This window comes from Niallia oryzisoli, from assembly GCF_036670025.1.
Classification (GTDB): domain Bacteria; phylum Bacillota; class Bacilli; order Bacillales; family Cytobacillaceae; genus Bacillus_BD; species Bacillus_BD oryzisoli.
In genome coordinates this window covers 4,673,124-4,686,471 of sequence record NZ_CP137640.1, presented here as the reverse complement: position 1 = coordinate 4,686,471, position 13,348 = coordinate 4,673,124, and the positions used below count along the sequence as shown (strand labels likewise).

Annotated in this window: 8 protein-coding genes and 1 other annotated feature; of the genes, 5 read left to right on the top strand and 3 right to left on the bottom strand. The window is 38.0% G+C overall.

Translation table 11 applies throughout. The features are described from left to right. Nucleotides 1-263: 263 nt before the first annotated feature. Complete coding sequence (gene acsA / locus R4Z09_RS23410) at nucleotides 264-1,982, top strand: acetate--CoA ligase (protein ID WP_338449131.1); 1,719 nt, start codon at nucleotides 264-266, stop codon at nucleotides 1,980-1,982. A gap of 61 nt (nucleotides 1,983-2,043) precedes the next feature. Here the strand turns inward: acsA and R4Z09_RS23405 are convergent, their stop codons facing one another. Beyond that, nucleotides 2,044-4,899 carry a transglycosylase domain-containing protein gene (locus R4Z09_RS23405; RefSeq protein WP_338449130.1) on the bottom strand — a complete coding sequence of 952 codons (2,856 nt, stop codon included), beginning with the start codon at nucleotides 4,897-4,899 and terminating at the stop codon, nucleotides 2,044-2,046. A gap of 146 nt (nucleotides 4,900-5,045) precedes the next feature. Further along, nucleotides 5,046-5,292, top strand: a binding site (T-box leader). 42 nt (nucleotides 5,293-5,334) lie between these two features. Here R4Z09_RS23405 and tyrS point away from each other — a divergent pair. Further along, a complete protein-coding gene (tyrS, locus tag R4Z09_RS23400) occupies nucleotides 5,335-6,594 on the top strand; it encodes a tyrosine--tRNA ligase (RefSeq protein WP_338449129.1) in 1,260 nt (419 codons plus the stop codon). A 48-nt stretch (nucleotides 6,595-6,642) separates the two neighbouring features. Here the strand turns inward: tyrS and rpsD are convergent, their stop codons facing one another. Beyond that, complete coding sequence (gene rpsD / locus R4Z09_RS23395) at nucleotides 6,643-7,245, bottom strand: 30S ribosomal protein S4 (RefSeq protein WP_338449128.1); 603 nt, start codon at nucleotides 7,243-7,245, stop codon at nucleotides 6,643-6,645. 373 nt (nucleotides 7,246-7,618) lie between these two features. Here rpsD and R4Z09_RS23390 point away from each other — a divergent pair, with 373 nt between their 5' ends. Both R4Z09_RS23390 and refZ read left to right on the top strand, forming a co-directional pair. Beyond that, nucleotides 7,619-9,481: a sensor domain-containing diguanylate cyclase gene (locus R4Z09_RS23390; RefSeq protein WP_338449127.1), complete on the top strand. Its 1,863-nt coding sequence runs from the start codon at nucleotides 7,619-7,621 to the stop codon at nucleotides 9,479-9,481. Nucleotides 9,482-9,722: 241 nt separating this feature from the next. Then, nucleotides 9,723-10,448, top strand: a complete 726-nt coding sequence (gene refZ, locus R4Z09_RS23385) for a forespore capture DNA-binding protein RefZ (protein WP_338449126.1) — start codon at nucleotides 9,723-9,725, stop codon at nucleotides 10,446-10,448. On the opposite strand, the gene hisJ is transcribed toward refZ, so the two are convergent. After that, nucleotides 10,434-11,237: a histidinol-phosphatase HisJ gene (gene hisJ, locus R4Z09_RS23380; protein WP_338449125.1), complete on the bottom strand. Its 804-nt coding sequence runs from the start codon at nucleotides 11,235-11,237 to the stop codon at nucleotides 10,434-10,436. The two genes, refZ and hisJ, sit on opposite strands and share 15 nt — an antisense overlap. 397 nt (nucleotides 11,238-11,634) lie before the next feature. Here hisJ and ezrA point away from each other — a divergent pair, with 397 nt between their 5' ends. Further along, nucleotides 11,635-13,320, top strand: coding sequence for a septation ring formation regulator EzrA (gene ezrA / locus R4Z09_RS23375; RefSeq protein ID WP_338449124.1), 1,686 nt, complete (start codon nucleotides 11,635-11,637; stop codon nucleotides 13,318-13,320). Nucleotides 13,321-13,348: the final 28 nt, after the last annotated feature.

Here is a 13,348-nt window from a genome sequence, read left to right as displayed (position 1 = left end):
TCTCTACCCCTTAATACTCTTAAAAAATCGGTGGATAAATCTTTATTAGTTGGGATTAAAAGGAATTAAGGATGTAATAACACCATTATACACAATTTTCAAGCAATAAATGTTACTATAGCCTATTTACATTATTAATAATTTTTGGACATAATAGATCGATATGTTGAAAAATTTTTTTAATATTTAATATTTTAAAAATTGAGAAAATTTAAAACTTGTTATATAATAGATTTGAAATTACAAAAGGGAGGAAAAGATAGATGAAATTGGAGGCATTACCATCTTTTAAAGGAGACTATAATCTAACTAGTTATGAGGAAGTGTATAATAGTTTTGATTGGACAGAAACAGAGAAGATGTTTTCCTGGTATGAAACTGGAAAAGTAAATATAGCATATGAGGCAATCGACAAACATGCAGAAAGTGTCAGAAAAAATAAAGTGGCACTATATTATCATGAAGGTCTAAGAATAGAAAAATATACGTTTAAAGAAATGAAAGAGCTTTCTAACAAAGCTGGTAATGTGTTTAAAAACTATGCACAAGTTGAAAAAGGAGACCGGGTCTTTATTTTCATGCCTAGATCACCAGAATTATATTTTTCTGTATTAGGAGCTATTAAGCTAGGGGCTATTGTTGGGCCTTTATTTGAAGCATTTATGGAAGGTGCTGTACGTGACCGTCTCGAAGACAGTGAAGCGAAAGTGATTGTTACAACGAAAGAACTGCTGCCGCGTATTCCTGTTGATGAACTTCCAGCATTAAAACATATCTTTGTCGTTGGTGACGATGTAGAAGAAAACGGTCAAATTATTGACTTTAATAAAAAAATGGCAGAAGCAAGCTCAAAGCTTGATATAGAGTGGGTTGAACGTACAGATGGTATGCTGCTTCATTATACATCTGGTTCAACTGGTAAGCCAAAAGGCGTATTACATATTCATAATGCAATGATTCAGCAATACCAAACAGCAAAATGGGTTCTTGATTTAAAAGAAGATGATGTTTATTGGTGCACAGCCGATCCAGGCTGGGTTACTGGTACAGCATACGGTATTTTTGGACCATGGCTGACAGGTACTTCAAATTTAATCGTAGGCGGTCGTTTTAATCCTGAGACATGGTATAAAATGCTTGAGGATTACGGTGTTACTGTTTGGTACAGTGCTCCAACAGCTTTCCGGATGCTGATGGGTGCCGGCGATGAAGTTGTGAAGCGATTTGACTTATCTAATTTACGTCATATCTTGAGCGTTGGTGAGCCGCTAAATCCAGAGGTAGTCCGTTGGGGCATGAAGGTATTTGGTTTGCGAATTCACGATACGTGGTGGATGACTGAAACAGGTGCACAAGTTATTTGTAACTATCCTTGCATGGAAGTGAAGCCTGGTTCAATGGGTAAACCGATTCCTGGTGTACAAGCTGCCATCGTTGATGATCAAGGAAACGTGCTTCCTCCAAATCGGATGGGCAATCTTGCTATTAAAAAGGGATGGCCGTCCATGATGTATACAATCTGGAATAATCAAGAAAAATATGAGTCTTACTTTATGCCTGGAGATTGGTATGTATCTGGAGATTCTGCTTATATGGATGAAGAAGGGTATTTCTGGTTCCAAGGCCGTGTAGATGATGTCATCATGACAGCCGGTGAACGTGTTGGTCCATTTGAGGTTGAGAGTAAACTCCTCGAGCATCCGGCTATTGCAGAGGCTGGTGTAATAGGAAAACCTGATCCTGTCCGTGGTGAAATTATTAAAGCATTTATTGCGTTAATGGATGGCTATGAGCCTTCAGAAGCGTTAATTGACGATATTCGCCAATTTGTTAAAACGGGACTTGCGGCACATGCGGCACCAAGAGAAATTGAGTTCCGCGATAAATTGCCGAAGACTAGAAGCGGTAAGATTATGCGTCGTGTGTTAAAAGCATGGGAGCTTAATTTACCAACAGGTGATCTATCGACAATGGAAGATTAATCAGCAAAAAAGCGGGTGTCCCACTCTATTGGGATACCCGCTTTTCATTTGTTCTTATCGATTACTGTGCAGGAGGTGCTATTGTTCCTTGAGTACCTTGTTCTCCTGTTTCAGGGGCAGGCGGGGGAGCTGCAGGCTGCTGCGGCTCTGTAACAGCTTCGTCAGTTGATCCGGAATCTACCGGCTCTGCAGGCGGCTGCCCGGCTGTCACGTAATTGGATGGTGCTGATTCATTCCCGGCAATATCTACAGCAGTGACATAATACGTGCCGATACCTGCCTGGAATGAATGGGACCCGTCTACTTTAATCGTTCCAACTCTTTGACCTCCGTTATAGACTCTGTAACCGACAATATCATATTCAGAGCTGCTTCCCCATGTAATCGTACTGCCTGATAATGAAATACCTGGAGCTGAAGGAGCACTGCCGTTGTCCTTCAGGCTTGCATTTGGCACGATTGCATTGGATAAGCCGCTGCTATACGAGGCTAATTGGTTTGCTGAGATTCCCAGCATTTTTTGAATTGCAGCAGAGTCTAATATTACCCCTGATTGGACAAATTCAGAAGGTGTAGAATCGAGCGCTAAGTATTTTTTACCACCGATTGTTACAAATCTTCCGCTTTCAAAACTATTATCCGATTTGGTAGGTACGAACTTTGCGTTGAAAAGATCAGTACGTACAAGTCCGGCGTTTGAGCATGCCTCAGTTGCAATCCCTCCGGAAACAGCACAGAAGGTTCTGGTAACGATTCCTTCCGGCATTGGGAGCGTTTCACTTGGATCTACCAATTCTGGAGCGATATCATAGGCTGCATTCATTAAATCAGCCCATAGATAGATATTACGTACACCATATGATAATCCTTTATAACTGAGTTCTAATGGTTTAGGTTCATCATAGCCGTTCCAAACTCCAAACGATACATTTGGATTTGTTGCGACAAACCATGAATCTTTATAGTCCTGTCCTGTACCTGTTTTACCAGCCCAGTCCGAGCTGAATTTTAAGCGTCCATTTACTGAAGTAGCGGTACCGCCGCTGATTACATCTCGTAACATATCATAGGTTAAATAGGCGGTTTGCGGACTGAATACCGGAACTGGTGTTACTTGGTGCTGGTAGACAATGTTTCCTTCCTTATCGGTAATTTTTTCAATCATATAGGCATCAATAAATTGACCGCCGTTAGCGAAAGTACCGAAAGCATTTGTATTTTCCTCGACAGAAACACCTTTGGTCAAGCCGCCCAATGCCGCTGATCGGTTAACATAGTCGCCCTCTGTTAAGGAGGTAAAGCCCATTTTCTCTAGATATTGTGCAGGCTGTGTATCAATAATATCAACATAGGCTTTAACAGCAGGAATATTATAGGATTTTGCTAATGCTTCTCTGGCTGTTACAAGCCCGTGAGTTGCGCCCCCGTAGTTGGTAGGCCAAGGTTTGCTTGAGCCAGGATTTAATTTTAATGGAACATCAGGTAAAATGCTGCCTGGTGAGAGCGTACCCTGTTCAAAAGCAGGAGCATAGACTAACAATGGTTTCATTGTGGATCCATTTGATCGTTTGGCGCTTGTGGCATGATTGGTCTGCTCACGGTTATAATCGCGACCGCCGACAAAACTAATAATTCTACCAGTTTTGTTTTCAATTAAAATCGCACCGGTTTCAACTGGATCACTAACCGTTTTTACTTCACCGGTTTCAGGATCTGTGTATGTTTTTGTTTTATCGTTTCCGTAATATCGGAAGTTATTAACTACTTCTGTAAAGCGATCATAAATATCTTTATTGATTGTACTGTGGATATCATAACCATTTTGTCGAATGTCCCTGTCCGCAAGAGCCGTGTATTTTTCTTTTAGTACGTCATCTGCGTCCAGCTTCTCTTTTGTAATGCCGTCTTTTTCTGCAAGAACATAGGTCATTACCTCAGTCGCACGTTTTTCAATTTCTATTGTAACCCAGGGATATTGCTCGATTGGATTTTCATGAATGGTAATGAAATCTTTTGTAATATCATAGGCAATGGCCTCTTCATATTGTTGCTTCGTAATTTTATCGTCAGTATACATTCTATTTAAGACAGTTTTCATTCTTGATATGCCGGGTTCAAGATTTTGTTTAATTTCTCCGCCATTCGTATATGGTGTATATCCGAATGGACTTTGAGGAAGTCCGGCAATAAAGGCGGCCTGTGGTAAGTTCAAGTCACTTACGTCTTTTCCGAAAATACCCTTTGCTGCTGATTGCACACCGGCAATATTTCTGCCTGAAGAATTACGGCCAAACGTTGATACATTTAGATAGGCTTCAAGGATTTCCTCTTTTGAGAAAAACTTTTCAAGTCGAAGGGCCAGTAATATCTCTTTTGCTTTCCGCTCGAACGACACTTCATTTGTTAAAATTTGATTTTTTATTAACTGCTGTGTGAGAGTGCTTCCGCCTGATTGAACGGAGGAATTGGTCACCTCTTGAAAGACCGCACGTAAAATAGCTTTTGGTACAATTCCGCCATGCTCGTAAAAATATTCGTCTTCTGTAGCTACAACAGCATTAATCAAATCTTGCGATACATTCTCAAGCTTTACTTCTTCCCGTTCAAGGTCAGTGTACAGCTTACCGAGATAAACATCATTAGCGAAATAAAGTTCGGAGGTTTCTTCATAATTATAGATATTTTTTTTCATACTATCATAAGAGCGTATTGGTTCATTTTTAACTAATGAAGCAAAATATCCTGCACCAAGACCACCTGCAAAAGATATACCAAGTACAATAACGATTATAAAAATAAGAACAAGATTCCAGAGTACCTGGTAGGTGATCCGCGCTTTTTTAACTGTTTGTTTGTCCTTTAACAGTTGGATAAATGATTTTAATTTATCACTATATTTCGACTTTTCTATTTTCATTTAGTAATCCCCTCCAAAATCACCCTTCATTATAGCATAAACAGGGAATGGAAAACGAAAAGATTGTTGCTATTTGCGGAACTTTCATGATAGTATTTGACATTATTTGCTGATTATGATAAAAATGCAATATTACTAATTAATAAGTAAAGGCTAAGACGGGCATCCAGTAGTGCTTCTATCCCTGCCAAAGAGAGCCAGCGGCTGCTGTAAGCTGGTGCAAATAGAAGTGATGAATTACCGCCCTGAGCTTTCACTAAGAAAAATAGCGGATTTTTAGGCAAGATAGTTTCGCTTTTCTAGTACTAGTGACCGGTTAATCCGTTATCTTTTTGAGTGGGAGAATGAATTCTCCAATTTGGGTGGTACCGCGCATATTTTTGCGTCCCTGCATGTTTGCAGGGACGCTTTTTATTTTTTAAGGAGGAAAACAAAATGAATTTACTTGAGGATTTACAATGGAGAGGAATTATCTACCAGCAGACAGATGAAGAAGGTATTAAAGAAACATTGGATAAAGAAAAAATTTCACTATACTGCGGTGTGGATCCTACTGCAGATAGTATGCACATCGGTCACTTATTACCGTTTCTAACCCTAAGACGGTTCCAGCAGCATGGACATCGTCCAATCGTACTTGTCGGCGGGGCTACAGGGATGATCGGTGATCCAAGTGGAAAAAGTGAGGAGCGTAAACTTCAAACAACTGAAACAATTCAGCATAATGTTGAATGCATCCAGAAACAATTGAGCCATATATTCGATTTTGAAGGCGAACAAGGGGCAATTATGGTTAATAACTATGACTGGGCCGGCTCTATGGATATTGTTACATTCCTACGCGATTATGGAAAACATGTCGGTGTAAACTATATGCTGGCAAAGGATACAATTGCAAACAGACTTGAAACAGGGATTTCATTCACTGAATTTACCTATACAATTTTACAGGCGATGGATTTCTTACACCTTTATGAGAAACATAATTGTAAAATGCAGGTTGGTGGAAGTGACCAATGGGGTAATATTACAACAGGTCTCGAATTAATCCGAAAAATGGCACCGGAAGGCTCAAAAGCATTTGGATTGACGATTCCTCTAGTTACTAAAGCAGATGGAACAAAATTTGGTAAAACAGAAAGCGGAGCTGTTTGGCTTGACCCTGAAAAAACCTCACCGTATGAGTTCTATCAATTCTGGATCAATACTGCTGATGCGGATGTCATCAAATATTTGAAGTTTTTCACTTTCTTATCAAAAGAAGAAATTGAAGAGTTAGAAGCATCTGTCCAGACTGAGCCTCATTTACGTAAAGCGCAAAAAGCATTGGCAGAAGCGATGACAAAGTTAATTCATGGTCAGGAAGCACTTGAGCAGGCAATGAAGATTACAGACGCACTATTTAATGGCGACATTCAAAACTTAACAGCAGCTGAAATTAAACAAGGCTTTAAAGACGTCCCATCCTATGAGCATACTTCTGGGGAAGAAATCAATATTGTTGAGCTATTAATAGCTGCAAAAATTGCTCCTTCCAAAAGACAGGCACGTGAAGATGTGACAAATGGGGCTGTGTCTATTAACGGAGAACGCGTAACAGAAACGGATTATCTTGTTACAGCCAAAGACCGGATTGAAGGACAGTTCACAGTCATTCGCCGCGGTAAAAAGAAATATTACTTAATCAAATATTAATCATAATAAAAAACCTTGCCGATTTGGCAAGGTTTTTTAAACGTATCATTAACGAGAGTAGAACTCAACGATAAATGCTTCGTTAATTTCAGCTGGAAGTTCAGAACGCTCTGGTAAACGAGTGAATGTACCTTCTAGTTTATCAGCATCAAAAGTTAAGAAATCAGGAACAAAGTTGTTCACTTCGATTGCTTCTTTGATGATGTCAAGGTTACGTGATTTTTCACGAACACCGATTGTTTGACCAGGTTGAACGCGGTAAGAAGGAATATCAACGCGTTTGCCATCTACTAGAATATGACCGTGGTTAACAAGCTGACGAGCTTGACGGCGAGTACGCGCTAAACCTAAACGGTAAACAACGTTATCTAAGCGAGATTCTAAAAGAATCATAAAGTTTTCACCATGGATACCAGCAAGTTTTCCGGCTTTATCAAAAAGATTGCGGAATTGACGCTCGTTTACACCATACATATGGCGAAGCTTTTGCTTTTCTTGTAATTGTAAACCATATTCAGATAGTTTTTTACGTTGGTTTGGACCATGTTGTCCAGGAGCGTAAGGACGCTTTTCTAATTCTTTACCAGTGCCGCTTAAAGAGATACCTAAACGACGAGACAGTTTCCAGCTTGGACCTGTATAACGAGCCATGAATGACTCCTCCTCTATGTTTTTATTTTTGGTAAAATAAAAACAGATGTGAGATCTTTCTTAGTCATTTTGTTTTCATGTACCTTCGCCCTGCAGCAAGGGTTACTCAATACACCGTCTTAGTGCAACCTGAGGAACAAAATGATGCCAAAAAAGTATTCACATTAGCTGCATATTTTACACAAAGGCTATTATATAATTATTGTTATATAAATGTCAAGGCTGGTTTAGGGAAACAGACGGAAACTTATAATGAAGACAAGCGACATGATTTCTTCATTTGGTAAATTCAGTTAAATGCATGTATAATATAGCCTAAGGAAACTATTTGCAGTGAAAAATAGATCAGGATAAAAACTAGGTGAGGTTTATTATGGAATTGCTCGGGGAACGTATTATTCTGAATTTAAAAAGTCGCTTTTTTGATATAATCTCAACAGAATATCATCAATTGCAATATGATGCGATCTTAGAAGATATGCTCGTAACGATTAAGCAGCTAATGCACGCTGAAGAGGTGACGCTCTATCATTATGATGAACGAAACCAACAATTGGTTGTTGAGGCTTCAACAAATTCAGAAGTAAAACGAAACTTTGTTGCGATTCATTTTTCCTATGAAGATCATCAAGAAATGAGACTATACCGAAGGCCCTTTCAGTTTCACGCTTTTAACCACTATGACTTATTAATCCCTCTGAGAAATAACGAACGTATTCAAAGCTATCTTGTGTTAAAAAAAGAAGGTCAATTATTTTCCCAATTAACCGAACAGGTTCTTGAAAAATTAAGTGTTGAATGTGGACTTTTCTTGCAAAAGGCTCAAAAACTAACCAAATTGTTTGTAGAGGAAAAGCGCTACAAACAACTATTCCGGGTCACGGAAAAGGTCCATTCAACGATGAATATGAAATCTGTCCTTGGAGAAATTATTGATTCCCTGCAGGCGGTCTATCCAACATTTACCTATTTCTTATTTCTTTCGCAGGATCATAAAGGCTATGAAGGATTACCAATTAAAGAATTTAATTATACTAGTAAAAATAAGGAAATTATGCAATCGTATGTGACCGGAACCATTCAATTTGAGGTTTCTATAACAGAGCGTAAATCGATTTTGTATGCACCGTTAAAAGGGAAACAAGGTGTCTACGGGGTACTGCAAGTTACGTCGCCAAACACTCTTGTTTTTCCAAAAAATGAAGTTGAATTTATTACGGTTCTTGCCAATACAGCCGGGGGAGCCATTGAAAATGCTCAACTTTATGAGCAGTCTAAGCGGTTGATAGCAGACTTACAATTGATTAATGAAACGAGTCATCACTTAAATTCTAATCTTAGGCTTACTGAAACCATGTTCTACATGTCAAAGCAAATTGTCAAATCACTCGCAGCTGAAGAAGTCGGTTTTATACAGTTTTCTTCCGCTGAAACGCAAAATGATGTACAACAGGGAAGTACTTCTTTCTTTTTTACCGATGAGGCTAAACCCTATATTAAGTATGTCAAAGAAAGACTTCTTAAAGAGAAGGAATCATTATTTATCGGTGATTTAAAATTGTCTTCCGAAACAACCCAACTTTCGACTTATAAATCGGCAATGGCGGTGCCGATGAGTCAATCAAATGTTTTGAATGGATTTGTTTTAGTTCTGCACCATGACCCATATGCATTTTCATTTGACACGTATAAGCTGTTCCTTTCTCTCATCCATCATTCAACATTAGCCTTTACGAATACACTTTTAAGAGAAAAACTTGAGAAATTAGTAGTAACTGATCATTTAACGAAATTGTATTCGCGAATGTATCTTGATGAGCAGATCCAGAAATCTATGCAATTGGATGAAGGTGCGACTTTCATATTAATCGATATCGATAATTTTAAAGTTATAAATGACACATATGGCCACCAAATTGGTGATGAAGTCATTATTCAAGTTTCAAAAATTATTCATTCCAATATCCGCGGGACGGATATTGGTGCCCGCTGGGGTGGTGAAGAGCTGGCAATCTACTTGCCGAAAGTGCAGATTGAAACTGGTGTGAAAATTGCTGAAAGGTTAGTCCAACGGGTAAGAGAATCTACAAATCCAACTGTCACGATCTCCTGCGGCGTTACATGCTGGAAAAGTGAGGTTCAAGATAACTATCAAGATTTATTTAAACGTGCCGATAATGCACTGTATTTGGCGAAAAAAACAGGGAAAAATAAAGTGGTTAGACAAGACTCTTAACAATATCAAACAACTCCTGACAACTCAGGAGTTGTTTCTTTTTCCGAAAATTAATATCAGGTAGATACATTTTTCTACAGAAACGACGAAATGGATCATTTTATATTAGCGAAACGGCATGAACTGCATTCGTATTTGTCGAGTTTTTTTTAAAGGATTGCAGGGCTGAAGAGCGAATTTTCTTATAGATAGAATACTTTCGCCCAATATTGATAAAATCACTAATAGTGAGGGGTTTATAATGAAAAAAAACTCGAAAGAGGAAATAATCCAAGCTGCTATTTTCTTGTTTAATACGAAAGGATTTCAAGGTACGTCTGTCAGAGACATTGCTGGAAAAGCAAAGGTTAATGTTGCGAATATCGCCTATTATTTTCAAAATAAAAATGGTCTTTTAGAATATTGTTTTACGCATTACTATGAGGAATATTTAAAGGAGTTAGAAAAAGGGATGGCAGTCCTTGAGGCTGATGCATTTGCCTGTATAAAAAAGGTTGTTCAGAATATTGTTCATTTCCAAAGCATGAATTTACATTTAACGCGATTTATTCTCCGTGAGCTATCACTGGATACTCAAGTGGTCCGTGAAATGATGTCTACCTATCTGACAAAAGAGCGTTATCTGCTTTCGGAAATTTTGGAAAAGGGGATATCCCATCAGGAATTTAAAAAGGTGAATATCAACTTTTTTATTATTCAATTAAAGGGTTTATTATCTATGCCATTTTTAAATAGTCAATATATTTCTGAAGTGCTTCATCTATTTCCACATGAAAAGTACTTTGCTGAAAAATATATTCTTGAAATTACAAGCTGGCTTGAGGGCATTTTAATTCCTTCTTCTAAAACATTAAAACAATACAACGAAGCTGTGCCGCCATTAACTCTTAAGAATGTTCCGGTGCGAAGATCGAAACAAAAACAAGCAGGCGGCGGAAGTCTTCGTTATATTTTAGAGCGGCACTGATAGGAGACGCTCATAGCCTTGTCCTAGTTCTTTCGATTGATGTGCATCAGATCCATAGACAAGCGGAATCTGTAATCTATTTGCTTCCTGTATAACCCAGTCAGGGGGATATGGCTCGCGGCATAATGGTTTTGCTGTTCCAGCACCATTATAATCGAGTTCATAGCCTTCTTTTTTTATTATTTTTAATAACTGTAACAGGGCGTTTTTTTCATCACCATGAAAGGGAAAACGCTTTTGAAATTTATGAACAAGGGTAATATGACCGATTCTTCTTGGTTTAAAGGTGCCTAGATCGGCTTCGATAGACAGTTTTACGGTTTCATAGTACTTTTGATAGATTTCTTCGACAGAGCCATAGATAGAAATCATTTCTTCAAACCCCTGTGGACTATAGTCCAGGCAATCATATTGTCCCTCGCGTTTCAGAAAATGTACTGATAAAATTGCATCGTCGAGCATTGTGCCAATTTTGTTAAGGGCAGCGGTCGTCTCTCTTTCAAATCCTTCAATAAAATCGACCTCAAGTCCACAATTAATTTGAATTTTGTTCCTGTACAGCAGTTTAACTCGCTCTATCTCTTCGAAATAATGGTCCAAATTTCCCCAGGACATAGCACTGTCTTTCGTTGGCGTTGTATCATTGAATCCCTCCGGCAGGGGTGCATGCTCTGTAAAAGAAATCTCTGTAAACCCTAGTGAAAGCGCTCTTTCAATATACTTTTCAAAGTGGTCATTTGATCCGTGCGGACAAAATGGAGTATGAATATGTCCATCTTTTTTAACCATGGTTAATCCCCCAATATTTAATCTTCACAAAAAAGTTCAATTATTTAAAATTTTTGTATTTTTGTGTTAATATAGATAATGTTTTCAGAAATATGTAAAAAATTCTTTTATGGTTGGTTGAAAAAAGTCAGTTAAATAATTCTACAAAAAATTAAATTTTAATAGTCAAAAATCGTCGTTTACATGGTATCATAAAAACATTGAAAAGAACATGCACAGAGCCTCACATAGAAATATATATAACCTCGGCTCTTCATATTTCTTCCTAAATCCACTTCAAAGCTAGTTTTCATGATTGTCATAATGCTAGGCATTATTTGGATATGAATCATACAAATTGCAAAAAAAAATTTATATAAAAAATAGAATCAGCTCGTTATAGAACAGGGGGCTTACAATGGAATACATAATCGGAGGAATTGCAGTTTTAATTTGTATATTCCTAGCGGGGTTTTTTATGAAGAAAAAATTTTATAAGGAGACAGATCGGCTAGAATCGTGGAAAATTGACATTACCACTCGCCCTGTACTAGATGAGTTGCAAAAGGTTAAGCAGTTAAATATGAACGGTGAAACAGAAGAACGTTTTGAACGATGGCGAAACACTTGGGATGAAATTATTACAGTTCAGCTGCCGGATCTTGAAGAATTGCTGTTTGATGCAGAAGAGCATATTGATAAATATCGCTTTAAAAAAGCAAAAGTTGTCCAAACGGAAATCAGTTCAGTATTAGAAAATATTGAAGAAAAAATGAAACAATTACTGGATGAACTACAAGAGCTGGTTGGCAGTGAGGAAAAGAATCGCCTTGAAATTGAAGATTTGAAGGAAGTATACCGAGAAAGTAAAAAAACGCTGCTGGCGCACCGCTATTCTTTTGGGAAAATGGAAAAGAGTCTTGAAAAAAGGCTAGAGGAAGTCTCAAAGAAGTTTAGCGACTTTGATGAAAAAACGACGAACGGCAATTATTTACAGGCACGGGAAATTGTCGTTTCTATCCATAATTGCTTAGAAAAAACAAAAAGGGATATGGAAATTATTCCTAATTTATTAATGGAATGTCAATCAACTATTCCTTCTCAATTACATGAATTAACAGAAGGATATAAAGAAATGCATACAGAAGGCTATGTACTTGACCATATTCAAGCCGAAAAAGAAGTAGAAAGAATCTCACTTGAATTAGCAGAAACCTTCGGCAAAATAGAAGTATCGGATATGGAAGAAATTCAGGAAAAAGTAGTGAATTGGAAAGAAAGTATTGATACCGTGTATGATCTGCTCGAAAAGGAAGTAATGGCAAAGCATGAAATCAGTCAACGGGATCGAGAAATTTTGGATATGCTCCAGTCTGCTAAAAAAGTAAATAGTGAATTAAATCACGAAATTGCACATGTTCAAGAAAGTTATCATCTTCAAGATGCTGATTTAGAAGTTGTGAAATCTTTAGCAAAACAGCTCGATCAGTTATTTAAACGATATGAACTGTTGGAATATAAAATGGACGAGAACCTGACAGCTTATTCACATTTGAGCATGGATATGACAGCGGTTAAAGAAATGCTAGATATACTAGTTGCAGAACAAGCTGCCTTTAGCCAGAAGTTGCTGGCATTACGTAAAGAAGAATTAGCTGCAAGAGATAAAGTAAAAGATCTCAAGAAAAAGGTAGCCGAAACCATTCGGTTGATATCTAACAGTAATGTTCCCGGTGTTTCGGAGGACTTTAAAGATCTACTAGAAGATGCACATGACAGCATTAAAGATGTCATTAAAAAGTTGAATGATAAGCCGCTGGATATTCCGGTTGTTCAGGAATATTTAGAACTAGCGGTTCTAACGGTTGAAAAAGTAACAAAAGAGACGGAAGAACTTTTTGAGATGGTTAAGCTTGCTGAGCGGGTTATCCAATACGGAAACCGTTACAGAAGCAGATATGCTTCTGTCGATAAAGCCCTAAAAGAGGCAGAAAGTCTATTCAGATCCTTTGAATACAAAGAGGCCTTTGAAGTTGCATCTGCTGCGATTGAAAGAGTAGACCCTGGCGCATTAAAACGATTAGAAGAACTTTTAGAGGTGTAATTTGAAAAAGGCCTGCTGATAACAGCAG